Raw genomic sequence first — 23221 nt, 5'->3', positions numbered from 1 at the left:
ATGATGCTGCCACCTTTGATACTTCCCAGATTCAAAACCGATATTGCGGTTGCCCGGCAGCGCTTGGGGCAAGGGTTGTGTATGCCGTTCGAGGTCGCTGGGTCGAGTGGCGAGTTGAGAATGGAGCCTGGTACTGCTCCTGTGGGCATCCAGCCGCTCTGCTTCGAAACCGCCTGTGGCGTCTTGGCCTTCAGTGAGCCAGGACCACAGTTCAGCTTGATGGGTGAATGCCCCGTGACGCTCGAGCCGGCCGGGAATGATCCGGACGCCTGGTTCTGGGAGTTGTTCCAGCATCATCTGAGCCCTGAGGTGCAGGCGTTGTTTGGGTACCTGCGTTTGCTGCCAGGCGCTCGCCCCATGAACTTTGGTTGTCGACTCTGCGTGACGCTTGGGGCCTCTCGCGTGGCGGGCTATCTGTGGCTGTCTGTCGAGAGCTTTCTGGCGCTATGCAAGGCGGGGCCGTGGCGATCCAGGGCTGAGCCGATGCCGGCGCAGTTTCGGCTGGCGGTTGACGTAACGCTTGGGCACCTGCGGTTGCCCATGCACCAACTGCGCGGCTTGCGGGCTGGTGACGTGCTGGTGCTTGAGCGAGCCTTTTTCAGTGCGTCGGGAGCCGGCCACGTGCAGGTTGGCAAACAGCGCCTGGTGGGCTGGATCGACGCTGAGTCCGGGCCGATGCGCCTGACCCTTACTTCTATCGAGGATATGTTTGTGGATGAGGATTTTGCAACACAGCCCTACTCAGAGCATGAGGATGAAACAGCGGTGATGGATGTGTTCGGGCATGAACCATTCGACGAGCTGAGCATGGCGCTCAATGTACGGTGCGGTACGCTGAACCTGACCCTCGGCGAATTACGCAACCTTGCGCCCGGCGCGGTGTTGGGGGTTGCCGGCTATGCCCCCGGCACTGCCGGTCTCTATTACGGCGACCGCCCCCTCGGCCTGGGCCAGTTGGTTGAAGTGGACGGGCGGCTGGGGCTGCAGATGTCTCGCGTGATCTTTTCTCGATGAATAGTTTCCAGGGAATAGATCCGGTCGTCCTGGCAATATTTCTTGGGGCACTGTCGTTGATGCCCATGCTGTTGGTCGTCTGCACGGCGTTCCTGAAGATCGTGATTGTGCTGATGATCACCCGCAATGCCATCGGTGTGCAGCAGGTGCCTCCGGGCATGGCCATCAATGGTATTGCCCTGGCGGCAACCCTGTTCATCATGGCGCCTGTAGGTTATGAGATGGCCGAGATCGTCAAGGTGTCGCCCCTGGACCTGACCAGCGTAGGCGCACTCCAACAGACGGGAATGGAGGCGATCAAACCATTGCGCACCTTCATGCTGCGCAACAGTGACCCGGATATTCTTACCCACCTGTTGGAAAATGCCATGCGCATGTGGCCGGCGCAGATGGCGCAGGAGGTCCAACGTGAGGACCTGATCCTGCTGGCGCCGGCCTTTGTGCTGTCACAGTTGCAGGCGGGGTTCGAAATCGGCTTTCTGATCTATATCCCTTTCATCGTGATTGACCTGATTGTTTCCAATCTCCTCTTGGCTTTGGGTATGCAAATGGTCTCGCCCATGACCATTTCCCTGCCGCTCAAATTGCTCTTGTTCGTGATGGTCTCCGGGTGGTCGCGGTTGCTCGACAGCCTGTTCTTTTCCTATCTCTGAGTGACCTATGGAACCCATCGTACTGTTCAAGCAGGGCATGTTGCTGGTAGTCATGCTGACGGCGCCGCCGCTGATCGTGGCGGTGGTGGTGGGGGTCATGACCTCCCTGGTGCAGGCGCTGATGCAGGTACAGGACCAGACGTTGCCCTTCGGTATCAAGCTGGTGGCAGTGGGGATCACCCTGATCATGACCGGTCGCTGGATCGGTGTGGAGTTGATCCAGTTGATGAACTTGACCTTTGACATGATCGGTCGATCGGCCCTGCACTGAGGTCTGCCTGTGCTGTTATATCTTGAGTATTTGCCCACCCTGCTGGTCGCCATGGCGCGTATCTACCCCTGCGCTTTCCTCGTGGCGGCATTCTGTTTTCAACATATACGCGGCATGCTGCGGCACACCATTGTGGTGGTCATGGCACTGCTGCCTGCACCTGCCATTCATGTCATGCTGGAGGGCCAGGAACACTCGGCGCTGATGCTCGGAGGGCTGGTCCTCAAAGAGTTGGCCCTGGGGTTATTGCTGGGCGTGTTGCTGTCGATGCCGTTCTGGCTGTTCGAGTCGGTCGGGGCGTTGCTGGATAACCAGCGGGGCGCTTTGGCCGGTGGTCAGCTCAACCCCTCGCTTGGGCCAGACGCGACGCCGGCCGGGCATCTGTTCAAACAATTGGCGATTTTTTTGCTGATGGCCAGTATGGGCCTCGGGGCGTTGACGCAGGTGATCTGGGACAGCTATCTGCTCTGGCCACCGACGGTGTGGTTTCCACTGCCCGCTGCCGATGGGTTCGATGTATTTGTCGGCCTGCTTGGCGATACCTTCACGCACATGATGCTCTACGCTGCCCCCTTTATTGCAGTGCTGCTGTTGCTGGAGTTCGGCATCGCGCTGCTGGGGGTCTACAGTCAGCAATTGCAAGTGAGTACGCTGGCGCCGCCCCTCAAGAGCCTGGCGGGTATCGGTGTGCTGTTGTTGTATTTTGCGTTGCTGCAGGACCTGATCGTCGGGCGCATGGGCTTGCTTAAAGACCTCAAGCACTCCCTGGGCGTGTTTTTCAAGGTCTCGCTGTCATGAGTGATTCGGGGGAAAAGAAGCACCCCGCATCAGCCAAGAAGCTGCGTGATCAGCGTAAGAAAGGCCAAGTCGCCCAAAGCCAGGATGTGGGTAAGCTACTGGTGCTGACAGCCATCAGCGAAATCGCCTTGTTCACCGCCGAGAGCAGCCTGCAACGTTTCCAGCAGTTGATGCTGCTGCCGATCACGCGTCTGTCCTTGCCTTTCCCGCAGGCGCTGGAAGAAGTGATGGTCGAAGGTTTGATGTTGTTTTTCTCCTTCGCCCTGTTGATGGCCGCGGTGGCGATTATCACGAAGCTGGTCAGCAGTTGGATGCAGTTCGGGATTCTGTTCGCGCCGGACGCCTTGAAGCTCGACTTCAATCGTCTCAACCCGCTCAGCCAACTCAAGCAAATGTTTTCTGCCCAGTCGGTAATGAACCTGTTGATGAGCATCGTCAAGGCAACACTGCTGGGCCTGATCCTGTACGTGGTGATCTGGCCTTCCCTGGGGGCGTTGATCAATATGGCCACCAGCGATCTGCAAAGCTACCTCCTGGGATTGATCGCCCTGTTCCGCTATCTGCTGCATGCCTGTCTCGGGTTATTGCTGGTGCTGGCGCTTATCGACCTGGCGATGCAGAAATACTTCTTTGCCAAGCGCATGCGCATGACCCAGGTCGAGGTCATGAAAGAGTACAAGGACATGGAGGGCGATCCCCACGTGAAGGGGCAGCGCCGCGCCCTGGCGCAGCAATTGGCCCAGGAGGAGCCGAAGGTCAAGCTGCCCAAGCTGGAGGAGTCCGATATGCTGGTGGTCAACCCGACGCACTTTGCCGTGGCCTTGTATTACCGCCCCGGCAAAACGCCGCTGCCCCTGCTGGTGAGCAAAGGGACTGATGATGACGCCCGTGCGTTGATCGCTCGCGCCAAAGCGGCTGATGTACCGGTGATCCAGTGCGTGTGGCTGGCCCGTACGCTGTATACGAACAAGCTGGGGGCGACAATTCCTCGTGAAACCCTGCAGGCCGTGGCATTGATCTACCGCACCCTGCGCGAGCTTGATGATGAGGCCAAGCGTGAAACTCTGGAGTTGCCGGAGCTTGATCTGCGTTGATCAGCGCCGGGTACGCGCATCCAGGGTTTCAAGGTTGGCCAACGACAACATTCGGCTGAGGAGCCTGTCGAGCAGGTTGGGCTGTGGGGGCAGTGCATGCCAGATCACCAGCGCGTCCTGTGCGTCAATGTAGATAAAGCAGCCATCGAATGCCACGGCCTGCTCGAAACGCCGCTCCAGCGCGTTCTGCAATTGTGAGGCTTGCAGCGCCTCGCGAGCCACGTGCAGGGCCAGACCCTGACGGGTTCCGGCTTGCATGTTGCTGGCTGTTACCCCCGGGCCAAGCGTCAGGTGGGCGGCAGAGCCGCCCACCAGGCTGTCGAGGAAGACCTGGCGTTCATCGGCCGGGGTTCCCTGGGCGCTCATCGTTCCAGCGACACCGTCTGATAGTCCGGACGTTCTCCGGCGGGGCCGGGTTCGACGCGCGTTTGTGAAGGCCACCAAATCACCAGCTTGTCCTTGGACGATTGCGGACGTGAGCAGGAGTCGCCCTTGCAGGTGGGCGTACAACCGGCGACGAGCAGCGCCGCGCCGATCAGGGTGACGTACAGCGAGCGATGTTTCATGGCTTGGCCTTTTGAGTTGGAGTGATCAGGGAGGGACGGGGCACGCTGATGTGTTCATCCTTGACCACCGGGCGCATGGCGATAAACACTTCTGCTTCCTCGCCCGGCTTGAGCCAGGCGCGGGGCCAGACACTCACGGCCAGGGTTTGCGAAGTGCTGCATTCCTTTTCGTCGATGCGCACATTGCGATTGAACTGGTTGCGCAGCACCACCACGGCTACGTTGTACTGCGGGCCGGCGTACCACTGGCTGCGCTCGGTGTTCAGCGCCAGCAAGTTGCGGGTACTGCACAAGGTGTTCAGCCCCAGGGGCATCGGCGCTACCTTGAAGGCTTTGGGCACTTGCCCGGTGACCAGGTGCGCCAGGGTACTGATAATGTCGCTGCGCTTGATCACTGGCTGGTGAGGGTCGTAGCGCCTGGCCAGGGGGGTGAGAGCGGCTTGCAATTCGACCTGGTCTGCCTGGGGCAGGTAGCGTGACGGGTCGGTCTGGTCGCCGATAACGCGTGGCGTGAGGATAAATAGCCGTTCGCGCCGATTGTTCTGTCGTTCAGTGGAGGAAAACAACGCCTTGCCCAACAGCGGAATATCCCCCAGCAGGGGTACTTTGCTGTGCTTGTCGGTGCTTTCGGTGACATGGAAACCACCGACCACGAGCGAACGTTTTTCGGCCATGATGGCTTGGGTGCTGACTTTGCCTCGGCGTACATCGAAGCTGCCGGGAGTAGGGTTGGCCTCTTCGAAGTTACCGTCCTCGATATCTACCAACAGCTGAATCTGATGGCCACCACGGCTCGTGATGACGCGGGGCACGACCTGGAAGCTGGTACCCACGGTGATCGGTAAAATCGTAGCGTTCTGCCGACCGCGAGTCAGGTATTGGGTCCGGTTGAAATCAATTACCGCTGGCTGGTTTTCCAGTGTCAGGACTGACGGATTGGACACCATGGTTGCCAGGCCCTTGGCTTCCAGCGCGCGTATCTCCGCGTCGAAACGACCGCGGTTTTCAATTGTCAGCTGAGCGTTGCCGGAAATCATGTTGGCTGCGCCACTGAAGCGACTGTTCTGAAAGCCCCATCTCACCCCGAATTCGCGCAGTTGCGTGCGCTCGATGTCGAGGATGATGGCATCGATTTCCACCAGTTTGCGTGCCACGTCGAGCTGGGTGATCAGTTCGCGATACATTGCCTGCCGTTCCGGCACGTCATAAATCAGGATGGCGTTATTGCGCAAGTCGGCTTCGACGCGGATACGGGCAGGGCTGAGGGGGACCCGCCGGGTGATTGACATGCCCGTATCGGTCGAGTCGTTCAACCCGGTTGTCGGCGTGGAGCCGAGCATTTGCCCCAGCAACGGGTTGCTCAAGCGTGGCACCACCGGTGTGATGAACGGGGGCTGGGTGATGGAGCGTTGAGACTGCGCCGAAGACGATGAGGGTGAGCGCGGTTCCAAGAGCCCTCTTAGCATGGTGGCTACACCGGGGATGATGATTTTTTCGTTGCGATATTCCATTTGGCGATCCGCCGCGCTGGCGAATTTCAGTGGATAGCTCAGCACGCTCTGTTTTTCATCCGTAGAACGGCGCTGGCTGCTGAAGCGCTTGATCTGTTCGATATAAACCTTCGGGCCGGAGACCAGCACAACACCGTCTTCCGGCAACTCGCCCCAGCCGAAACGACTGTCGAGCAAGCCTATATCGGTCAGCGCTTGTTTGAGGTCCGCGATGGTCTCGGAGGAGACTTCCAGGCGCGCGGATTCTTGCTGGTCCAGGGTGCTGATATAGAGGGTGTTGTTATACATATACCATTGGAAACGGTGTTCGACCCCCAACCGGTCGAGCAATGATTGCGGCGTATTTGCGCGTATCTTGCCGTTGACGTTACCTTCGAGCAGGCCCTCGACCTGGAGCTGAGTACCAAATGTCTGGGCAAAATCCTCCAGCACTTCGCGCACTGGCTTGTGCTGGGCTTCATAAGCGTAGGCCGTGTTCTTCCACTCAGGAGGTATTGCGGCCAGCGCGCTATCCAGTGGTAGCAGCCACCCAGGCAGCATAATGAGCCAACACCAGGCGGCGCGGGGAGTAAAAGCAGGTACGTGAGGGCGCAAGCGTTTGTGCTTGTCGTTTTTATCAGGCATGGGAAAGTCTCTGGTTAGTACGGTGTCGAGCGCAGCGACGTGGATATGAATGTGCGTACAGGCCGCGCCTGGCGCGCGACGACGGCGCGCCAGGTGTCGCGTTGGTTGAGGAGGGACTCGAGACACTTCGCCAGTGCTTCGCCGTGCCCCCTCTCCACGCATTGAATAAGCCAAAGCGCACCGGTGGTCGGCGCCAATGCAACTGCACCGTGAAAATAGCTCAGGCTAGGGCCTCCCAAGCGCATCCAGGTGCGCAACTGGGCTTTGTGGTCACCCGCCTGGGTCAACTGGACCTTTACCAGCAGTCTGTTCGAAACGCGTTGAAAGATGATTTCGTCGTCGCTCTCAAACAAGGTGAGCTGCTCTTCGTGGCCATTCAGCCAACCGGCAAGGAGTGCTTGCAACTTATTGCACGCCATCCAGCGCTGTTTTGAGCAGTGTATGTCTGGAGCGCGTGTGTTCGTTGAACGCGATGACAGAGAGCTTCTGTTGTTTCATGAGGTTGCTGAAGTAATCGATATCTGCATCGAGCGCTTCCGGATCTTTATAGGCCGTATTCACCCGCTTGATATCAGCCTGAACTTGCCTCAATAGATGGTTTTTCAGGTTTCCGTGAAAGTCCATGATTTTTACTCCAGATGTGTCTGAACTGTGTGGCGGGTTGATTGCCACCAGTTCCATCGGAAGAAATTTTTTTAAAGATATCGCCTGCCTCTACCGCTATGTTCCTACACGTTTGTAAACAATATTTCTCGCATCGAGGCCCAGTCGATCCGAAAATCGCCTTCATCTGTTTCCAGTAACAGCGATTGAGGTTTGACCTGGTCATCGGGGCGAAGCTTCCAAGGTGTAGAGCCCAGCTGGACCAAGGCTTGGGCTATCTGCTCATGCTCGAGCGGGTTGCAAACCAGGGTGGCCTTCATAGGTGGAATTTGCGTCGTTACCAACTGTTTGACCAATGCCGAAAGGCGCTTTGGGGGAGGCACTTCCTCCAACAGGCAGTGGAAGGCTCGGTTGGCGATGGATGTTGCGTAGTGTTCGAGGTTGTCACACATCGCCTTGCGTTGGCGCTCCCACGCACTGAGTTGCGCGTGGGCGCGTGACCAGAAGTCGAGGCGGGCCTGCTCAAGCATTTCTTCACGATGCTCAACCGCCTGGCGCAGCAGCTCTTCAGCTTGGGCCCGTGCGCTATCTAGCAACTGCGCGGACTGAAAGCAATCGGCGAGCATCTCCCGGGTAATCAGTACTTTTGGCTGCCCGGAAGCGCCGTCGTGCAATTCGATTTTGCGTTGGGTCAACATAGACAATGCTCTGGTGTGTTGCCGTTAACGACGAGTTGTTTCACTACCCGTTGCGTCGATACGCCAGACAATCGCCTGCCACAGCGTATTGAGCCGGCCATGCGCATCGTCAAATGGCAGGTGTGTGGTTTCAAGTGCCTGCACCCGGTCAGGCGGCAAGCGCAGACGAAGGCGTTGCCAGACAGCAGGCTCGACCCAGGCCCTCAGCAATTGCATTGGATCATCCTCCGGCTGCAACAGGGCGTCAGGGTGTAGCGCCTTGGCAAGGCGCTCACACCACTTGCGGTGTTCATCGCACAAGGGGCTGTCGAGGTTGGGATGGCACGTAAGCTCCAGCAGTGCTATCGCCAGATCGAACTGCTCCCGTGAAGCCAGGGCCAAACCAAGCACCGTTGCACAGGGAGGGGGAGGCAGGCATGGCTCGATGCCCAACGCTGCGCACGCCAGCGCGGGTTGGCTGCGGCACAAGGCGGGTACTGCGTGGTAGGCGTGAGCGCTGGTCGCGTCCGGGTGCGAAAACTGCCACGGACTGGCCCACCATTGGGCCCAGGCCAGATGATCACTCATTCGCTAGAGGCGCTGGGGCGACAGGTTCCTGCCTGGATCGTTGGCTTCGTATGCGCCAGAACAGCGCCAAGGCGAGTGTCAGTATCGCGCCGATAACCAGAGCGCTCATAGCGGTACGCCAAAAACCGATGTCTTCCTCAGGGATCAGGAACGGACCGAAGTAGCTCAGGCGTTGTTGTTCCTGGTAAGCCGTTGCCGGTACAAAAACCACCGTGAGCTTCTGCGCGTTATCTAGTGCAGTGGTCATGCCAGGAATACTACTGGATACCATCCTGCGTACGCGCGCGCGGATGCTGTCGGGCTCCAGTCGTGGGTCATGTTTGATGAACACTGAGGCGGAGGCGGGTTGGACGGGCTCACCGGGAGCCACGCGTTCGGGCAGCACCACGTGCACACGAGCGACGATGACCCCATCGATGTTTGACAGGGTCGCCTCCAACTCCTGGGACAGGGCATAGATATACCGGGCACGCTCTTCCAGTGGCGTAGAGATGACGCCCTCCTTGCGGAAGGTGTCCCCCATCGTGGCACGGGCGACCTTGGGCAATCCGACCGCTTCCAGTGTGCGAACGGCGCGGCTGATATCGGCTGCATTGACACGCACCACGACGCCGTCCTTGGCAGGCACTTTTTGTGCGCGTATGTGTTTGTCAGCCAGTTCCGCGATGACCTCATTGGCATCCTGCTCGGAGAGTTGGCGATGCAGTTCGACACTTTCGCCGCAGCCGCCCAGCATCAGCGCCAGCGAGAAAACTAATCCGACGGATAGAAAACGAGTCATTTTTTCCTACTGCAGGTTGCTGATTTTTTCTAGGCATTGCGCGCCCTTGCCGACGCACTTCACCAGGGTTTGGGTCAGTAGAATGGAGTCTGAAAGATTGGGGGTGTAGTTGAGCCGATTTTTTTCTTTGAACTCATTGTTGAAGTCCTTGAGACCTCGACTCATACCACTTTTAGCCTTGTCCAAATACTGCAAAGCGTCGGTCAGTGCGTTCGCGGATGGCGTGGCGGTAACCCGTTGCATCGAGGGGGCCAATAACGCGCTGAAAAAGCTCGCATCTTCGCTGTGGTGCGTAGGTTGGGTAGGGGACCTGTGGGCTGTAAGGCCGTTTTGATATTCGCGTAATACGTCGACTTCTTCTATTTGCATATGGACCTCTAAGGGGAAACCCGCCCTTTGATGACCAAGGGCGGTGAAGCTATTTAACGCAGCGCGTCGTTGTTCTTTTTCTGCTCACTGATCCTGAACGCCTCATTGCTTTCTTTCATGGATTCGCGAAGCAGTTGCTTCCTTTCTGCCTTAAGGTCTGCGTTTTCGCCACCGGTGACCGGGGGGTGGTAGCTTTGCGGGTTGATGCCAGAAATACTCATAGTGATGCTCCGCTATCTAAGAAATGACATTTGAGCCTTGATGCGTAGTTGCAATAGTGTTGCTGCCGATAGGCACTAAATATATCAGGCTCATCCTTGTGTGGTTCAGGCTCGAATATGGTTCCCGCTTTTACTTAAAGGGTGTGTCTGAAGGTGTCTTCGGTGTGGGCTGAGCAGCGGGCTACTGTATATCTAGTTGTTTCATTCGGTAGTAAAGCGTTCTCTTTGCCATGCCCAACTCTACAGCCACCTCGTCCACACAGTAGGTATGACGCCGCAGCGACTCTTCAATCAGAGCTTTCTCGATTTGTTGCAGGCGTTCTTTCAGGTTGGTGGGTTGGTTTGTAGCGTTCGAGGGCGAGCTTGATAATGGCGCCAGACCCAGCACGAAACGTTTGGCAGTCGAGCGCAGTTCACGCACATTCCCCAGCCATGGATGGCACAGCAACTGTTGGACTAGCTCACTGCAAGGGTTTGGGGCGAGACGCTTATAGTGCTCGGCTTCCTCTTGAATCATACTCAGGAACAACGGGACGATTCGGTCACGGCGATTGCGCAGCGCAGGCAGATTGATATTTACGACGTTCAGGCGGAAATACAGGTCGCGCCTGAACTTTCCCTGCTCGACCATCTCATGCAGGGATTGTTGCGCAGAGGCGATGACTCGCATGTCCACCGGGATAAACCGGGTTGAGCCCAGGCGCTCGACGCCACGTGACTCCAGCACACGTAGCAGTTTGGCCTGCATGGAAAGCGGCATGCTGTCGATTTCATCCAGATACAAGGTGCCCAGGTGTGCGGTTTCGATAAAACCCGCACGTGATTGCACTGCTCCTGTATAGGCGCCGCTGTTGACGCCGAACAGTTGGCTCTCTGCGAGGCTTTCCGGGATGGCGGCGCAGTTCACTGCGACAAAATGACCTCGTCGCCTCGACAAACGATGGATTCGTTGGGCCAGGGTATCCTTGCCAGTACCCGTCTCCCCCAACAACAAAATATCGATATCGAGCGCTGCGGTACTCTTGAGCGTACGTTCGATATCCAAGGTTTCAACAGAAGGGAAGTATGTCTCATTTGTTGTCTTGTAAGAGGCTGACATAGTCAGGGTGCTCCACTATCGCTATCACTTCACTGTTGATAGAACGCTGTTGGCGTGCGGTCAGTAGAGCGCAAATAATCAAAAATGTCATCGTGCTTATTAGTATGAAAATACGGCGCGAGAGCGTGTCAAATATTAACTATGTCAGGGCGCTGTATTGTTCAAGTGCATTCTTGATGGTTGTTGAATCTTTAGTGTAGGAGAAGACTTAAGGCTTGAAGGATTCATCGTTTAAATCGATCAAGGGTTATGAGTGATTAAGTTTTCTATGTGTGGGGCTTTTAGTTGGGTGGCAGGTAGAAACAGGAGGCAATAAAAAACCGACGCAATGCGTCGGTTTTTTTGTATCGGGCAGAGGTTCAGCTAACGCTTACACGTTGAAACGGAAGTGCATCACATCGCCATCTTTGACAATGTAATCCTTACCTTCCAGGCGCCACTTACCGGCTTCCTTGGCACCGGCTTCACCCTTGAACTGGATGAAGTCGTTGTAAGCGATCACCTCAGCGCGGATAAAGCCTTTCTCAAAGTCGGTGTGGATCACGCCAGCCGCCTGTGGCGCGGTAGCACCGACCTTGACGGTCCAGGCGCGGACTTCTTCGACACCGGCGGTGAAGTAGGTCTGCAGGTTGAGCATTTCGTAGCCGGCGCGGATCACGCGGTTCAGGCCCGGCTCTTCCAGGCCCAGGGCCTCGAGGAACATGTCTTTTTCTTCGCCGTCATCGAGCTCGGCGATTTCCGCTTCGATCTTGTTACACACCGGAACAACGATGGCGCCTTCTTCGTCGGCAATGGCCTTGACCACGTCGAGCAGCGGGTTGTTCTCAAAGCCGTCTTCGGCAACGTTGGCGATGTACATCACAGGCTTGGTGGTCAGCAGGTGGAAGCCCTTGATCACGGCCTTCTCATCGGCCCCCATATTCTTCATCAGGCTGCGCGCCGGTTTGCCTTCGGTAAAGTGCGCGATCAACTGCTCCAGCAGGCCCTTCTGGACCACTGCATCCTTGTCGCCGCCCTTGGCGTTACGCGCGACTTTCTGCAGTTGCTTTTCGCAGCTGTCGAGGTCGGCGAAGATCAGTTCCAGGTCGATGATCTCGATGTCGCGCTTGGGGTCTACGCTGTTGGAGACGTGAATCACATTCTCGTCTTCAAAGCAGCGGACCACGTGGGCGATAGCATCGGTTTCGCGGATGTTGGCCAGGAACTTGTTGCCCAGGCCTTCACCTTTCGAGGCGCCGGCGACGAGGCCCGCGATGTCGACGAACTCCATGGTGGTCGGCAGGATGCGCTTGGGATTGACGATGGCCGCCAGTGCGTCAAGACGCGGGTCCGGCATTGGTACGATGCCGCTGTTGGGTTCGATGGTGCAGAAGGGGAAGTTCTCCGCCGCAATACCGGACTTGGTCAGGGCGTTGAACAGGGTGGACTTGCCGACGTTGGGCAGGCCGACGATGCCGCAATTGAATCCCATGGTGTTTCCCCTCGGATAAGAGTCAAGCCTTCTGGCTGTGCAGGTTTTTCATCGCACGGTTCCATTCACCGGCGAAGATATCCGGCAGCACGCCGAGGGCAAAATCGATGCTGGCATCGAGTTTTTCCTGTTCGGCGCGTGGCGCACGACCCAGGACGAAATTTGAAACCATACTGGCAACGCCTGGGTGGCCAATGCCGAGCCGCAGACGGTAAAAATTATTCTGATTGCCCAACTGCGCGATGATGTCACGCAGGCCATTGTGCCCACCATGCCCGCCGCCGAGCTTGAGCTTGGCTACGCCGGGTGGCAGGTCCAGTTCGTCATGGGCCACCAGGATTTCTTCGGGTTTGATCCGGAAGAAGCCCGCAAGCGCCGCGACAGCCTGGCCGCTGCGGTTCATGTAGGTGGTGGGAATCAACAGACGAACATCCTGACCCTGATGCGAGAAGCGCCCGGTCAGGCCAAAATATTTGCGATCGACCACCAGATTGATGCCTTGGGCGTGGGCGATACGCTCAACAAAAAGGGCCCCCGCGTTATGCCGGGTCTGTTCGTATTCGGCGCCTGGATTTCCCAGGCCAACGATCAGTTTAATGGCAGTCACGACAGGGGCCCTTCCTTTGGAGTTGTGGATAACATCGCCGTACCCAGATGCGGCGAAAGTGGACGACACTACATCATTTACTCAAGAGTAAACGCCGCGTTATCGCCCGCTTTCTCGCTACGTTTCGGTCCGCGATGTTTCCTCAAGCTCCGGCAATACAGAGTGAATTACTCTGCAGCGCCTTCTTCAGCTTCTTCTGGAGCAACGCGTGGAGCGTGAACGTTGGCAACAGCTTTGTCATCACCGTGAGCCAGTGCAACAAACTCAACGCCTTTAGGGGCCTTGAGGTCGGACAGGTGAACGATGGCGCCGATTTCCAGAGCCGACAGGTCGACTTCGATGAACTCAGGCAGGTCTTTCGGCAGGCAGGTCACTTCGATTTCGTTCAGGACGTGAGAGATCTCGCCGCCTTTCTTGACCGGAGCTTCTTCACCCACAAAGTGCACAGGCACGATGGCGGTCAGTTTCTGGCCAGCTACAACGCGAACGAAGTCAGCGTGCATGATGAACTGCTTGGAAGGGTGACGCTGCATTGCTTTAACGATGACGTTCTGCTTGGCGCCGTCGACGTTCAGCTCGATAACGTGGCTGTAGGCAGCTTCGTTTTCGAACAGCTTGGCGATTTCCTTGGCCAGGATGGTCACGGATTCAGCAGGCTTGTTACCACCGTAGACAACGGCTGGGATGTTGGCGGCGTGACGCAGGCGGCGGCTCGCACCTTTCCCCAGGTCAGTACGCGCTTGGGCGTTCAGAGTAAATTCGTTCATGTTGTATCTCCAAAATAGCCATCATCGAGGGGCGTTTGCGACCAGCGCCGAACTCGATATGGGCAAAAAAGCCCCGCCCCAGCGGAATGCTGGGGCGGGGCGCTTTTCGTCAGTGAGGTGATCCGTTGGTTTGACCCTTAACGGAACATCGCGCTGATCGATTCTTCATTGCTGATGCGGCGAACCGCTTCGGCAACGACCGGTGCAATATCCAGTTGGCGGATACGTGCACAGGCTTGAGCTGCGGCGGACAACGGGATGGTGTTGGTCACCACCAGTTCGTCCAGCACGGAGTTCTCGATGTTCTCGATCGCTCGGCCCGACAGCACAGGGTGTGTGCAGTAGGCGAAGACTTTTGCTGCACCGTGCTCTTTCAAGGCTTTCGCCGCGTGGCACAGGGTGCCGGCGGTGTCGACCATGTCATCAACCAGAATACAGGTGCGCCCTTCGACATCACCGATGATATGCATCACTTCAGAGTGATTGGCTTTCTCACGGCGTTTGTCGATGATCCCGAGGTCCACGCCCAGGGATTTGGCAACAGCCCGTGCACGCACGACGCCACCAATGTCCGGGGACACGATCATCAGGTTTTCAAAGCGCTGGTCTTCGATGTCATCCACCAGGACGGGGGAGCCGTAGATGTTATCTACTGGAATATCGAAGAACCCCTGGATTTGGTCAGCGTGCAGGTCAACCGTGAGCACACGGTCGATACCTACCACGGTCAGCATGTCAGCAACGACTTTCGCGCTGATAGCTACACGTGCGGAGCGCGGACGGCGATCCTGACGGGCATAACCAAAGTAAGGGATTACAGCTGTGATTCGAGTCGCTGAGGAGCGGCGGAAGGCATCAGCCATCACGACGAGTTCCATCAGGTTATCGTTGGTCGGAGCGCAGGTCGGCTGAATAATGAAGACGTCTTTACCGCGGACATTTTCATTGATCTCGGCTGTAATTTCGCCGTCGGAGAATTTACCGACAGAGATGTCACCGAGAGGGATATGCAGCTGACGTACGACACGTCGAGCCAGATCGGGGTTGGCATTCCCCGTAAAGACCATCATCTTGGACACGCGCAGTACCTAGAGGCTGAGGGTAACCTGGATGAGTATTAGAAAATGGCAGGGGCGGCTGGATTCGAACCAACGCATGGCAGGATCAAAACCTGCTGCCTTACCGCTTGGCGACGCCCCTGTATCTGTTGCAACGAGTGCCTAACACTCGGTTCCTTTTAGAGCAGACTTTGCAGCTTGCGATGCAACATCGAAACGTTGCTTCCTTTTGCTACAAACCCTGTAAGGGTCTCTGTAAGAAGGGCCGAGACTTTATCAGCTTCAGCTTTGCTTGGGAAGCCCCCAAACACACAACTTCCAGTTCCGGTTAATTTTGCTTCGGTAAATTTACCTAACAAATTCAAAGCGTTACGTACCTCTGGATAACGCCTTGCTACAACCGGTAAGCAGTCATTTCGACTGTTTCCCTTGGGAACGGGGCGCACTTTAATGGGAGAAGAGTTACGTGTCAACAACGGATCTGAAAAAATTTCTGCTGTACTTACAGATACTTGCGGCACCAGCACGACATACCAAGGTTCTTCGGGCTCTACAGGGGTGAGTTTTTCCCCGACGCCTTCAGCAAATGCGGCGTGCCCCCGCACGAAAACCGGGACGTCGGCGCCCAGCGTGAGGCCCAGCGCAGCAAGGCGGTCGTGGTTCCAGCCCAGTTGCCATAAATGATTGAGGCCCAACAAAGTGGTCGCGGCATTGGAGCTGCCGCCACCGATACCTCCGCCCATGGGCAGAATTTTGTCGATCCAGATATCGATGCCGAGTCTGCAGCCAGATTGTTCCTGAAGTTTTTTTGCCGCCCGCACAATCAGATTGCTGTCGTGGGGCACGCCGTCGAATTCGGTGTGCAACTGGACCACGCCATCGTCGCGCACGGCAAAGGTGAGTTCATCACCGTAGTCGAGAAACTGAAACAGCGTCTGCAGCTCGTGGTAGCCATCTTCACGGCGACCGAGGATGTGCAGCATCAGGTTGAGCTTGGCCGGGGAGGGCAGGGTCAATTTTTGTGCGGACACGTTATTGCCCCAGTTTGCGCGGTTGCCAGTCCTTGATCACCAGCGTGACATCAAGGTCGGTGCCATGCAGCTTGATACGTTCGGGCAGCCAATAGCCGCTTTGCTCCACGTAGCTCAAATATTCGACCTGCCAGCCATCCTGCTCCAGGGTGGCGAGGCGGCTGTCGCCATTGAGGCTCAGACGGCTCTTGCTGTCAGGCGCCGGCAAGCCGCGCACCCACCAGACCAGATGCGAGACGGGCAACTTCCAGCCAATCTGCTGCTCCAGCAGTTCTTCCGGGGAGGTTGCCTCGTAGCGGCCTTGGTTGGCCACTTCCAGGCTCACTTGCCCTGGCCTGCCAGTCAGGCGGGCCGCGCCACGGCCCAGGGGGCCCGAGAGGCGAATGTCGTAATAGTCCTGGCGCTGCAGCCAGAACAGCGTGCCGCTGCCAGAGTCTTTCGGCGCACGCACCCCGACCTTGCCCTCGATCTGCCAGCCATCAATGCTGCTGAGCTGGTCCTTGTGTTGTTTCCATTGTGCCGGGTTGCCCTGGCCTTCAACGGATTCACGGCTGCCGATGCCCGCGCAACCGGCGAGCAGGGCGATGAGGCTGAAAACGATAACGTGGCGCAAGAACATAAGCTTAAAGGGTCTCGGATCCGGTCAGGCGCTTGATGGTGCTGCGCAGGATGGGGCTGTCGGGTTGTTCCTTCAGGAATTTTTCCCAGATTTGTCGGGCTTCGCGCTGCTTGCCATTGGCCCAGAGCACTTCGCCCAAGTGTGCGGCAACTTCCTGGTCCGGGAAACGCTCCAGGGCCTGGCGCAGCAAGCGCTCGGCCTCCTCGAGGTTGCCCAGGCGGTAATTCACCCAGCCCAGACTGTCGAGCACGGCAGGGTCTTCCGGGTTGAGCGCATGGGCTTGTTCGATCAGCGCCTTGGCTTCGGCGTAGCGCGTGGTGCGGTCGGACAAGGTGTAGCCCAGGGCGTTAAGTGCCATGGCGTTGTCCGGGTCGCGCTTGATGATCAGCCGCAGGTCTTTTTCCAACTGCGACAGGTCATTGCGTTTTTCTGCCTGCATGGCGCGGGTGTACAGCAGGTTCAAATCGTCGGGGTATTGCAGCAACGCCTGTTGCAACAGTTTCCATGCGCGTTCGCCCTGTTTGTTGGCCGATAAGGTCTCGGCCTGGATCAGGTACAGCTGGATGGCGTAATCCGGCTCGGCATCGCGGGCCGCGGCCAGGCGTTTTTCCGCTTCGTCGGTGCGGCCGTTGCTCATCAGGATATCGGCCTGGCGCAATTGCGCTGGCAGATAATCATTGCCGGGGCCGACCTGGGCGTATTCAAGCAGGGCCGCCTGGGGGTTGTTGCGCTCTTCAGCGATGCGGCCCAGGTTCAGGTGCGCCGAGTCCACGTGGCTGTCACGTTCGATCAGCTCTTGCAGGTAGCCCTTGGCCTCGTCCCATGCCTTGGCTTCCAGGCACACCAATGCCAGGGAATAACGCAGTTCGTCGTCGTCCGGGTATTGCTGGACCAGGTTGGCGAACTGCACTTTGGCGTCTTCCATACGGTCCTGCTCAACCAGCATACGTGCATAGGTCAGGAGCAGGCGCTTGTCGCCGGGGTATTTCTTGATGCTTTTTTCCAGCAGCGGAATCGCTTCCTTGCCGCGGTTAAGGCTTTGCAGCAGGCGTGCACGCAACAGGATGGGCGCGATTTCACCTTCTTCCGGCGGGTTCTGCTCCAGCAGCTTGAGCGCGGCGTCGGCTTCATCGTCCTGTTGCAGCAGCAGGGCCTTGCCGAAAATCAACTGGCTGTTCTTCGGGTGCTTTTGCAGCAGGCGATCGAAACTCTTCATCAGGCCGTTGCGCGTGTCCTGGTCGGTGTCGGCGGCCGACAGCGCAAGAAAGTCAAAATGTGTGTCGCCTTTGCCCTGCAGGACCTTCTCCATATAAACCATGGAGTCGTCATAGCGCCCGGCACGCGCCAGTTGCACGGCTGCGGCGCGCTGGGCTTCCAGATCATCCGGGGCATTTTTGGCCCAGATCAGCGAGGTGTCTAGCGCTGCCTGGTCGGCGCCCAGGTATTCGGCGATGCGAAACGCTCGCTCGGAAATCCCGGGGTCCTGGGTGTTGATGGCCTGGGTTACGTAATTATCCAGCGCAATATCAAAGCGATTGCGCTGGCCGGCCAGTTCAGCGGTCAGCAGGCTGTAGATCGTTTCTTCACTGAACGAGGAATAAACCTTGGGTTTTTCAGGGGCGGGAGTGCTGTCTTCCACCGGCGACGTAGCGTCCGGCGACACGGGTGCCATGGCCTGGCAGCCGCTGAGGAAGACAAAAGCGAGGAGCAACGCGGAAGATCTATTCATATAGGAAGAGGACGACTAACCTGCGGTCGGATCATCATGACACAAGCCTTCGGCCAAACATAACCGGGGCACTCGGAATACGACTATTGCTGCCTTTTGCCTTTCCTTTGTGGGAGCGAGCTTGCTGGCGAAAAACCTGAGAGCGCCGCTGGGCGCCCGGCTTGCCGCGTTATCGTTGACGATTTTCGCGAGCAAGCTCGCTCCTGCAAAAGTGCATTGATAGGCATAAGGTATAGGGACAATAGACGACGGTGGTTGTTCTGAATCTTTCGAAGTAGGACAATTGTCGGCTTCCCGACATCATCAGCGATATTGAATGGCCTTCCTCGCACTCGGTATTAACCACAAGACTGCCTCCGTAGACGTGCGCGAGCGCGTGGCGTTTACGCCAGAGCAGTTGGTTGAGGCCTTGCAGCAGCTCTGCCGACTTACCGACAGCCGCGAAGCTGCGATCCTTTCGACCTGCAATCGCAGCGAGCTCTATATAGAGCAGGAACATCTCTCGGCGGATGTGGTGCTGCGCTGGCTGGCCGATTATCACCATTTGAGCCTCGATGACCTGCGTGCCAGCGCTTATGTGCATGAAGAGGATGCGGCAGTTCGTCACATGATGCGCGTGGCGGCCGGTCTCGACTCGCTGGTGTTGGGTGAACCGCAGATTCTCGGCCAGATGAAGTCTGCCTACGCCGTGGCGCGTGAGGCCGGCACCGTCGGCCCATTGCTGGGCCGCCTGTTCCAGGCCACCTTTAATTCCGCCAAGCAAGTGCGTACCGATACGGCCATCGGCGAAAACCCGGTGTCCGTGGCCTTTGCCGCAGTGAGCCTGGCCAAGCAGATTTTCAGCGACTTGCAGCGCAGCCAGGCCCTGCTGATCGGCGCTGGTGAAACCATCACTCTGGTGGCCCGTCACCTGCACGATCTTGGCGTGAAGCGCATCGTGGTCGCCAACCGCACCCTGGAGCGCGCCAGCATTCTGGCCGAGCAGTTCGGTGCCCATGCGGTGCTGCTGTCGGACATTCCCGCTGAACTGGTGCGCAGTGATATCGTCATCAGTTCTACCGCCAGCCAATTGCCGATTCTGGGCAAGGGCGCGGTCGAGAGCGCGTTGAAGCTGCGCAAGCACAAGCCGATCTTCATGGTAGATATCGCCGTTCCACGGGATATCGAGCCCGAAGTCGGCGAGTTGGACGACGTTTACCTTTATAGCGTCGATGATCTGCATGAAGTGGTCGCTGAAAACCTCAAGAGTCGTCAGGGTGCCGCCCAGGCCGCCGAGGAAATGGTCAGCACCGGCGCCGAAGATTTCATGGTGCGCCTGCGTGAGCTGGCGGCAGTGGATGTGCTCAAGGCGTATCGTCAGCAGGGTGAACGCCTGCGTGATGAAGAGTTGCTCAAGGCCCAGCGCATGCTGGCCAACGGCAGCGGCGCCGAGGAAGTGCTGATGCAATTGGCCCGTGGCCTGACCAACAAACTGCTCCACGCTCCTAGCGTCCAGTTGAAAAAGCTTACCGCCGAAGGCCGCCTCGATGCGCTGGCCATGGCCCAGGAACTCTTTGCCCTCGGTGAGGGCGCGTCAGACAGCTCTTCGGATAAAAAACCGCAATGAAAGCGTCACTGCTCAATAAACTGGACGTGCTCCAGGACCGTTTCGAAGAACTGACCGCCTTGCTCGGCGATGGCGAGGTCATTTCCGATCAAACCAAATTCCGTGCTTATTCCAAGGAATACGCCGAAGTTGAGCCCATTGTGGCCACTTATAAACACCTGCTGAAAGTCCAGGCCGACCTCGAAGGCGCCCAGGCCCTGCTCAAGGACAGCGACCCGGACATGCGCGAAATGGCCGTGGAAGAAGTCCGCGAAGCCAAGGAAAAACTCGCTGAGCTTGAGGGTGACCTGCAACGCATGTTGCTGCCCAAGGACCCTAACGACGGACGCAACGTTTTCCTCGAAATCCGCGCTGGTACCGGTGGCGACGAGGCGGCGATTTTTTCCGGTGATCTGTTCCGCATGTATTCGCGCTATGCCGAGCGTCGCGGCTGGCGCGTGGAGATCCTCTCCGAGAACGAGGGCGAGCACGGCGGTTATAAAGAAGTCATCGCCCGGGTTGAAGGTGACAATGTCTACGGCAAGCTGAAGTTCGAGTCCGGTGCGCACCGCGTACAGCGGGTGCCTGCGACGGAATCCCAGGGCCGCATCCACACCTCGGCGTGCACCGTCGCCGTGTTGCCTGAGCCGGACGAACAGGAAGCCATCGAGATCAACCCGGCGGATTTGCGTGTCGACACTTACCGCTCATCCGGCGCGGGTGGCCAGCACGTTAACAAGACCGACTCGGCGATCCGTATCACACACTTGCCGTCGGGCATTGTGGTGGAGTGCCAGGAAGAACGTTCCCAGCACAAGAACCGTGCGCGGGCCATGTCCTGGTTGTCGGCCAAGTTGAACGACCAGCAGACCAGCGCCGCGGCCAACGCAATTGCCAGCGAACGCAAGCTGCTGGTGGGCTCCGGCGACCGCTCCGAGCGTATCCGTACCTACAACTTTGCCCAGGGCCGCGTCACGGACCATCGGGTCAACCTCACCCTGTATTCCCTCGACGAAATTCTCGCCGGGGGCGTGGATGCGGTGATCGAGCCGTTGCTCGCCGAATACCAGGCCGACCAACTGGCGGCGATAGGTGACTAAATGACCATCATCGCCAGCCTGCTGCGCGCCGCTGACCTGCCCGACTCGCCGACGGCGCGCCTGGACGTGGAGTTGCTGCTGGCCGCTGCCCTGGGCAAATCACGCAGCTATCTGCATACCTGGCCGGAAAAGATCGTCAGCAGCGAAGACGCGCTGACCTTTTCCGGCTACCTGCAGCGCCGCCGCAGCGGCGAGCCGGTGGCCTATATCCTCGGCCAGCAAGGCTTCTGGAAACTCGACCTGGAAGTGGCACCGCACACTTTGATCCCCCGCCCGGAAACTGAGTTGCTGGTGGAAGCTGCCCTGGAATTGCTGCCCGCCACGCCCGCCCAGGTCCTGGACCTGGGCACCGGTAGCGGCGCCATCGCCTTGGCCTTGGCCAGCGAACGTCCGGCCTGGCAGGTCACGGCGGTCGACCGTGTGCTGGAGGCCGTGGCCCTGGCCGAGCGCAATCGTCAACGCCTGCACCTCACTAACGCCACGGTGCTCAACAGCCACTGGTTCAGCGCCCTGCAAGGCCAGCGCTTCGACCTGATCATCAGCAACCCGCCCTACATTGCCGACAATGACCCGCACCTGGTGGCCGGCGATGTGCGCTTCGAACCGGCCAGTGCGCTGGTGGCGGGGCACGATGGCCTGGACGATTTGCGCCTGATCATTGCAAAGTCTCCTGCTCACCTGAACGACGGCGGCTGGCTGTTGCTCGAACACGGTTACGACCAGGCCCAGGCCGTGCGCGACTTGTTGCTGAACCAGGGCTTTGACGGCGTACACAGCCGCATCGACCTTGGCGGTCACGAACGCATCACCTTGGGGCGCCGCCCGTGCTGACCGACCAGGAGCTGTTGCGCTATAGCCGGCAGATTCTGTTGCAGCATGTCGACATTGATGGCCAATTACGCCTGAAACAGAGCCGCGCGTTGATCGTCGGCCTGGGTGGCCTGGGCGCTCCGGTGGCGCTTTACTTGGCCGCTGCTGGGGTGGGCGAATTGCACCTGGCTGATTTCGATACGGTCGATTTGACCAACCTGCAACGCCAGATCATCCATGACACTAACAGCGTGGGGCAGACCAAGGTCGATTCGGCCATGGGGCGCCTGAGAGCGATCAACCCTGAAGTCGCCCTGGTCGCCCATCGTGCTGCGCTGGATGCCGACTCGCTGGCTGCTGCGGTCAACGCAGTGGATCTGGTGCTCGATTGCAGCGATAACTTCTCTACCCGCGAGGCGGTCAACGTAGCCTGCGTTGCCGCCGGCAAACCGTTGGTCAGTGGCGCGGCCATTCGCCTTGAGGGGCAATTGTCGGTATTCGACCCTCGTCGCGCTGACAGTCCCTGCTACCACTGTTTGTATGGGCACGGCAGCGACACTGAACTGACCTGCAGCGAAGCCGGCGTTGTCGGGCCGTTGGTCGGTGTGGTTGGCAGCCTGCAAGCGCTGGAAGCCTTGAAGCTGCTGGCCGGTTTTGGTGAGTCGTTGGTAGGACGCCTGTTGTTGATCGATGCGCTGACCACGCGTTTTCGCGAGTTGCGCGTCAAGCGTGACCCAGGCTGCAGCGTCTGCGGGGCAAAGCATGGTTAAGGGCGCGCCTGTTGGTGTGTTCGATTCCGGTATCGGCGGCTTGACGGTGCTGGAAGAAATCCAGCAGTTGTTGCCCCACGAGTCACTGCTGTACGTGGCGGACTGCGGGCACATTCCCTATGGTGAGAAAACGCCGGCGTTCATTCTTGAACGTTCTCGCTCGGTCGCTGAGTTTTTCCGCGAGCGGGGCGCCAAGGCCTTTGTGATTGCCTGCAACACGGCGACGGTCGCCGCGGTGGCCGATTTGCGCCAGGACTACCCCGACTGGCCGCTGGTAGGCATGGAGCCTGCGGTCAAACCTGCTGCCGCGGCCACGCGCAGTGGTGTGGTGGGTGTGCTCGCCACTACGGGCACACTGCAAAGCGCCAAGTTCGCCGCCTTGCTCGACCGTTTTGCCACCGATGTGCGGGTGATTACCCAGCCGTGCCCGGGCCTGGTGGAGCTGATTGAAGCCGGCGACCTCAACAGCCCCGCCTTGCACTCCCTGCTGCAAGGCTATATTGAGCCGCTGCTTAGCGCCGGTTGCGACACCATCATCCTGGGTTGCACTCATTATCCCTTCCTCAAGCCACTCCTGGCGCAGATGCTGCCCCCCAGCATCATCCTCATTGATACCGGCGCCGCCGTGGCGCGCCAGCTCAAGCGCTTGCTGGGTGAGCGCGACCTGCTGGCCATTGGCGAACCTGAACCTGCACAGTTCTGGACCAGCGGCGATCTGTGTCACCTAAGAATCATCCTACCGACACTTTGGAAACATCCTGGAGTTGTGCGAAGCTTTGGCTCGTGAAAATTTCGCGAAATCAGC

At 58.4% G+C, this 23221-nt stretch carries 28 protein-coding genes and 1 tRNA gene; 10 read left to right on the top strand and 19 right to left on the bottom strand.

The features are described from left to right. From GIV26_RS01240 to sctU, 5 genes are read left to right on the top strand one after another with little or no spacing between them, the layout of a single operon-like run. Positions 1 to 1014: a FliM/FliN family flagellar motor switch protein gene (locus tag GIV26_RS01240; RefSeq protein WP_236279336.1), complete on the top strand. Its 1014-nt coding sequence runs from the start codon at positions 1 to 3 to the stop codon at positions 1012 to 1014. After that, entirely contained in the window at positions 1011 to 1667 is a 657-nt protein-coding gene (gene sctR, locus GIV26_RS01235; RefSeq protein ID WP_034128098.1) for a type III secretion system export apparatus subunit SctR, read from the top strand. The genes GIV26_RS01240 and sctR overlap by 4 nt, the downstream gene beginning before the upstream one ends. Positions 1668 to 1674: 7 nt before the next feature. Then, entirely contained in the window at positions 1675 to 1938 is a 264-nt protein-coding gene (gene sctS, locus GIV26_RS01230; RefSeq protein ID WP_034128097.1) for a type III secretion system export apparatus subunit SctS, read from the top strand. Between the two features lie 9 nt (positions 1939 to 1947). Continuing rightward, positions 1948 to 2736: a type III secretion system export apparatus subunit SctT gene (gene sctT / locus GIV26_RS01225; protein WP_034128096.1), complete on the top strand. Its 789-nt coding sequence runs from the start codon at positions 1948 to 1950 to the stop codon at positions 2734 to 2736. Then, a complete protein-coding gene (sctU, locus tag GIV26_RS01220) occupies positions 2733 to 3830 on the top strand; it encodes a type III secretion system export apparatus subunit SctU (RefSeq protein WP_034128095.1) in 1098 nt (365 codons plus the stop codon). Before sctT ends, sctU begins: the two co-directional genes overlap by 4 nt. On the opposite strand, the gene GIV26_RS01215 is transcribed toward sctU, so the two are convergent. The 19 genes from GIV26_RS01215 to GIV26_RS01125 form a co-directional block, all read right to left on the bottom strand. Then, positions 3831 to 4196 (bottom strand): hypothetical protein, encoded by a 366-nt coding sequence (locus GIV26_RS01215; protein WP_034128094.1) that lies wholly within the window; start codon positions 4194 to 4196, stop codon positions 3831 to 3833. It abuts the gene before it with no gap. Then, complete coding sequence (gene hrpT, locus GIV26_RS01210) at positions 4193 to 4396, bottom strand: HrpT family type III secretion system protein (protein WP_054897139.1); 204 nt, start codon at positions 4394 to 4396, stop codon at positions 4193 to 4195. The genes GIV26_RS01215 and hrpT overlap by 4 nt, the downstream gene beginning before the upstream one ends. Continuing rightward, positions 4393 to 6531, bottom strand: a complete 2139-nt coding sequence (gene sctC / locus GIV26_RS01205; protein WP_054921807.1) for a type III secretion system outer membrane ring subunit SctC — start codon at positions 6529 to 6531, stop codon at positions 4393 to 4395. Before sctC ends, hrpT begins: the two co-directional genes overlap by 4 nt. A gap of 14 nt (positions 6532 to 6545) precedes the next feature. Further along, the gene (locus GIV26_RS01200; protein WP_034128091.1) at positions 6546 to 6935 is read right to left on the bottom strand and encodes a type III secretion system chaperone; all 390 of its coding nucleotides are present in this window, start codon (positions 6933 to 6935) and stop codon (positions 6546 to 6548) included. A 1-nt stretch (position 6936) separates the two neighbouring features. Beyond that, on the bottom strand, positions 6937 to 7155 hold the full coding sequence (locus GIV26_RS01195) for a hypothetical protein (RefSeq protein ID WP_034128090.1): 219 nt from the start codon (positions 7153 to 7155) through the stop codon (positions 6937 to 6939). Positions 7156 to 7259: 104 nt separating this feature from the next. Then, positions 7260 to 7832, bottom strand: coding sequence for a type III secretion system stator protein SctL (sctL, locus tag GIV26_RS01190; RefSeq protein ID WP_034128089.1), 573 nt, complete (start codon positions 7830 to 7832; stop codon positions 7260 to 7262). A gap of 24 nt (positions 7833 to 7856) precedes the next feature. After that, positions 7857 to 8222 carry a type III secretion protein gene (locus tag GIV26_RS01185; RefSeq protein ID WP_374935844.1) on the bottom strand — a complete coding sequence of 122 codons (366 nt, stop codon included), beginning with the start codon at positions 8220 to 8222 and terminating at the stop codon, positions 7857 to 7859. Between the two features lie 169 nt (positions 8223 to 8391). After that, positions 8392 to 9180 (bottom strand): type III secretion system inner membrane ring lipoprotein SctJ, encoded by a 789-nt coding sequence (sctJ, locus tag GIV26_RS01180; protein ID WP_060764129.1) that lies wholly within the window; start codon positions 9178 to 9180, stop codon positions 8392 to 8394. 6 nt (positions 9181 to 9186) lie between these two features. Then, entirely contained in the window at positions 9187 to 9549 is a 363-nt protein-coding gene (locus GIV26_RS01175; RefSeq protein ID WP_057977397.1) for a hypothetical protein, read from the bottom strand. Between the two features lie 53 nt (positions 9550 to 9602). Further along, on the bottom strand, positions 9603 to 9770 hold the full coding sequence (locus tag GIV26_RS01170; RefSeq protein WP_034128085.1) for a hypothetical protein: 168 nt from the start codon (positions 9768 to 9770) through the stop codon (positions 9603 to 9605). 181 nt (positions 9771 to 9951) lie between these two features. Beyond that, on the bottom strand, positions 9952 to 10869 hold the full coding sequence (locus tag GIV26_RS01165; protein WP_236279335.1) for a sigma 54-interacting transcriptional regulator: 918 nt from the start codon (positions 10867 to 10869) through the stop codon (positions 9952 to 9954). 370 nt (positions 10870 to 11239) lie between these two features. Beyond that, positions 11240 to 12340 (bottom strand): redox-regulated ATPase YchF, encoded by a 1101-nt coding sequence (ychF, locus tag GIV26_RS01160; protein ID WP_014716830.1) that lies wholly within the window; start codon positions 12338 to 12340, stop codon positions 11240 to 11242. A gap of 22 nt (positions 12341 to 12362) precedes the next feature. Then, positions 12363 to 12947: an aminoacyl-tRNA hydrolase gene (gene pth, locus GIV26_RS01155; RefSeq protein ID WP_054921813.1), complete on the bottom strand. Its 585-nt coding sequence runs from the start codon at positions 12945 to 12947 to the stop codon at positions 12363 to 12365. Between the two features lie 167 nt (positions 12948 to 13114). Further along, entirely contained in the window at positions 13115 to 13714 is a 600-nt protein-coding gene (locus GIV26_RS01150) for a 50S ribosomal protein L25/general stress protein Ctc (RefSeq protein ID WP_003188351.1), read from the bottom strand. Between the two features lie 137 nt (positions 13715 to 13851). Further along, the gene (locus GIV26_RS01145) at positions 13852 to 14793 is read right to left on the bottom strand and encodes a ribose-phosphate pyrophosphokinase (RefSeq protein ID WP_003171603.1); all 942 of its coding nucleotides are present in this window, start codon (positions 14791 to 14793) and stop codon (positions 13852 to 13854) included. 46 nt (positions 14794 to 14839) lie between these two features. Beyond that, positions 14840 to 14914 (bottom strand) — tRNA-Gln (locus tag GIV26_RS01140). 37 nt (positions 14915 to 14951) lie between these two features. Further along, the gene (gene ispE, locus GIV26_RS01135) at positions 14952 to 15755 is read right to left on the bottom strand and encodes a 4-(cytidine 5'-diphospho)-2-C-methyl-D-erythritol kinase (RefSeq protein WP_232103882.1); all 804 of its coding nucleotides are present in this window, start codon (positions 15753 to 15755) and stop codon (positions 14952 to 14954) included. Between the two features lie 49 nt (positions 15756 to 15804). Beyond that, positions 15805 to 16422, bottom strand: coding sequence for a lipoprotein insertase outer membrane protein LolB (gene lolB, locus GIV26_RS01130; protein WP_236279334.1), 618 nt, complete (start codon positions 16420 to 16422; stop codon positions 15805 to 15807). A 4-nt stretch (positions 16423 to 16426) separates the two neighbouring features. Further along, a complete protein-coding gene (locus tag GIV26_RS01125) occupies positions 16427 to 18151 on the bottom strand; it encodes a tetratricopeptide repeat protein (protein WP_236279333.1) in 1725 nt (574 codons plus the stop codon). 316 nt (positions 18152 to 18467) lie between these two features. Between GIV26_RS01125 and hemA the strand changes: the two genes are divergently transcribed. The 5 genes from hemA to murI are packed head-to-tail and all read left to right on the top strand — an operon-like array spanning position 18468 to position 23203. Next, positions 18468 to 19757 carry a glutamyl-tRNA reductase gene (gene hemA / locus GIV26_RS01115; RefSeq protein ID WP_003188356.1) on the top strand — a complete coding sequence of 430 codons (1290 nt, stop codon included), beginning with the start codon at positions 18468 to 18470 and terminating at the stop codon, positions 19755 to 19757. Beyond that, the gene (gene prfA / locus GIV26_RS01110) at positions 19754 to 20836 is read left to right on the top strand and encodes a peptide chain release factor 1 (RefSeq protein ID WP_054896862.1); all 1083 of its coding nucleotides are present in this window, start codon (positions 19754 to 19756) and stop codon (positions 20834 to 20836) included. The genes hemA and prfA overlap by 4 nt, the downstream gene beginning before the upstream one ends. After that, entirely contained in the window at positions 20837 to 21667 is an 831-nt protein-coding gene (gene prmC, locus GIV26_RS01105; RefSeq protein ID WP_096144155.1) for a peptide chain release factor N(5)-glutamine methyltransferase, read from the top strand. Next, positions 21661 to 22416, top strand: coding sequence for a molybdopterin-synthase adenylyltransferase MoeB (locus GIV26_RS01100; protein WP_034128079.1), 756 nt, complete (start codon positions 21661 to 21663; stop codon positions 22414 to 22416). The genes prmC and GIV26_RS01100 overlap by 7 nt, the downstream gene beginning before the upstream one ends. After that, positions 22409 to 23203, top strand: coding sequence for a glutamate racemase (gene murI, locus GIV26_RS01095; RefSeq protein WP_236279332.1), 795 nt, complete (start codon positions 22409 to 22411; stop codon positions 23201 to 23203). Before GIV26_RS01100 ends, murI begins: the two co-directional genes overlap by 8 nt. Positions 23204 to 23221 lie beyond the last annotated feature (18 nt).

Origin of the sequence: Pseudomonas sp. PA-1-3F (assembly GCF_021609665.1) — a bacterium.
GTDB classification, from domain to species: Bacteria; Pseudomonadota; Gammaproteobacteria; order Pseudomonadales; family Pseudomonadaceae; genus Aquipseudomonas; species Aquipseudomonas paracarnis.
The sequence above is the reverse complement of the archived record's forward strand: the minus strand, read 5'-3'. Positions and strand labels throughout refer to the sequence as shown.

Excerpts from the sequence above, each read along its gene's own strand:
- ispE (WP_232103882.1), bottom strand. The coding sequence starts at position 15,755 with ATGCTGCACATCCTCGGTCGCCGTGAAGATGGCTACCACGAGCTGCAG.
- sctL (WP_034128089.1), bottom strand. The coding sequence starts at position 7,832 with ATGTTGACCCAACGCAAAATCGAATTGCACGACGGCGCTTCCGGGCAG.
- GIV26_RS01170 (WP_034128085.1), bottom strand. The coding sequence starts at position 9,770 with ATGAGTATTTCTGGCATCAACCCGCAAAGCTACCACCCCCCGGTCACC.
- GIV26_RS01215 (WP_034128094.1), bottom strand. The coding sequence starts at position 4,196 with ATGAGCGCCCAGGGAACCCCGGCCGATGAACGCCAGGTCTTCCTCGAC.
- GIV26_RS01165 (WP_236279335.1), bottom strand. The coding sequence starts at position 10,869 with ATGTCAGCCTCTTACAAGACAACAAATGAGACATACTTCCCTTCTGTT.
- sctC (WP_054921807.1), bottom strand. The coding sequence starts at position 6,531 with ATGCCTGATAAAAACGACAAGCACAAACGCTTGCGCCCTCACGTACCT.
- lolB (WP_236279334.1), bottom strand. The coding sequence starts at position 16,422 with ATGTTCTTGCGCCACGTTATCGTTTTCAGCCTCATCGCCCTGCTCGCC.
- prfA (WP_054896862.1), top strand. The coding sequence starts at position 19,754 with ATGAAAGCGTCACTGCTCAATAAACTGGACGTGCTCCAGGACCGTTTC.
- GIV26_RS01125 (WP_236279333.1), bottom strand. The coding sequence starts at position 18,151 with ATGAATAGATCTTCCGCGTTGCTCCTCGCTTTTGTCTTCCTCAGCGGC.
- sctJ (WP_060764129.1), bottom strand. The coding sequence starts at position 9,180 with ATGACTCGTTTTCTATCCGTCGGATTAGTTTTCTCGCTGGCGCTGATG.
- ychF (WP_014716830.1), bottom strand. The coding sequence starts at position 12,340 with ATGGGATTCAATTGCGGCATCGTCGGCCTGCCCAACGTCGGCAAGTCC.
- sctR (WP_034128098.1), top strand. The coding sequence starts at position 1,011 with ATGAATAGTTTCCAGGGAATAGATCCGGTCGTCCTGGCAATATTTCTT.
- murI (WP_236279332.1), top strand. The coding sequence starts at position 22,409 with ATGGTTAAGGGCGCGCCTGTTGGTGTGTTCGATTCCGGTATCGGCGGC.
- GIV26_RS01150 (WP_003188351.1), bottom strand. The coding sequence starts at position 13,714 with ATGAACGAATTTACTCTGAACGCCCAAGCGCGTACTGACCTGGGGAAA.
- GIV26_RS01195 (WP_034128090.1), bottom strand. The coding sequence starts at position 7,155 with ATGGACTTTCACGGAAACCTGAAAAACCATCTATTGAGGCAAGTTCAG.
- sctU (WP_034128095.1), top strand. The coding sequence starts at position 2,733 with ATGAGTGATTCGGGGGAAAAGAAGCACCCCGCATCAGCCAAGAAGCTG.
- GIV26_RS01175 (WP_057977397.1), bottom strand. The coding sequence starts at position 9,549 with ATGCAAATAGAAGAAGTCGACGTATTACGCGAATATCAAAACGGCCTT.
- prmC (WP_096144155.1), top strand. The coding sequence starts at position 20,837 with ATGACCATCATCGCCAGCCTGCTGCGCGCCGCTGACCTGCCCGACTCG.
- GIV26_RS01240 (WP_236279336.1), top strand. The coding sequence starts at position 1 with ATGATGCTGCCACCTTTGATACTTCCCAGATTCAAAACCGATATTGCG.
- hemA (WP_003188356.1), top strand. The coding sequence starts at position 18,468 with ATGGCCTTCCTCGCACTCGGTATTAACCACAAGACTGCCTCCGTAGAC.
- hrpT (WP_054897139.1), bottom strand. The coding sequence starts at position 4,396 with ATGAAACATCGCTCGCTGTACGTCACCCTGATCGGCGCGGCGCTGCTC.
- sctS (WP_034128097.1), top strand. The coding sequence starts at position 1,675 with ATGGAACCCATCGTACTGTTCAAGCAGGGCATGTTGCTGGTAGTCATG.